Here is a 939-nt window from a genome sequence, read left to right on the forward strand (position 1 = left end):
CAGCCTTTTTACGTGTCTCGCGATCAGCATGCCCATAAGCTTCATTAAAGTGCTTGACTTCGCTATTATAAAAGGCAATCATATTACTCATGTTTTTTGCTAAAGCGTCACAGCTCGAGTTATATACCCACGCATCACGATTGGTTGAAATACCAAGAGAATAAGTCTCAAAAACCTTTGTATCATGCCCTTTTTTAATACCTAGTACTAAAAATGTTTTGAAACTCTCATCACGTTGATGAATCCAGTCACCATGCTTGTCTGATGTAATAAGTTGCCAAGCTTGTTTATGTGTAATGCCACCAATACTCTTAAAGGATTTTATTATATCAAGTTTTCTTTTAGTTGTAAGATTACTACCAATGTCGTGATAGTAAATTTTACAAGGTCCAGTAACATTAGGTTTTTTGATAAAGAGCGTTATAGCAATACCGGTCATACTGCCATTGCCAAAAACATTTTCGCCTTCTTGAGCCGCCCCATTGCTTAACATGTTTTTACGAATATCCCCTCGTAAGTTGAGCACATAAATACTGGTGAATTCTTTAGCTAAAGATTTTCGTAAGCTATCCATTGCTGGTTTTTCTATATAACCAGAACCAGAAACAAAGCCAATTACTCCAGCATTATCAATACGATCACTCGCCCAACGAATTGCACGGATATAACTATCGTAAAGTGATCGTTTATTGGTTGCTTTCGATTGGGCTGCATAGGTCGCACCAATACGTTTATCTAATAGGGGATAAGGCGTATTCTTTGCATTATCATTTTCATTCTTTTGCCCCATAGAATAAGGAGGGTTACCAAAAATAACTTTGATATCCAGTTTCTTTTGATGTTCTAAATAGTCACTATTTTCTTTAAACAATTCCTGTAGCAAGTTCTTCTCTTCAAGCATTCGAAACGTATCAGCTAAACCAATATGCTTGAAAGGAA

General features: G+C 36.3%; 1 protein-coding gene. It reads right to left on the reverse strand.

The genetic code is table 11. From position 1 onward, the window contains the following. Positions 1-939, reverse strand: a 939-nt coding sequence (locus BN338_RS12465; RefSeq protein ID WP_039762360.1) for a type ISP restriction/modification enzyme, incomplete at both ends; no start/stop codon positions are given.

Origin of the sequence: Bartonella queenslandensis AUST/NH15 (assembly GCF_000312585.1) — a bacterium.
Taxonomy (GTDB): Bacteria; Pseudomonadota; Alphaproteobacteria; order Rhizobiales; family Rhizobiaceae; genus Bartonella; species Bartonella queenslandensis_A.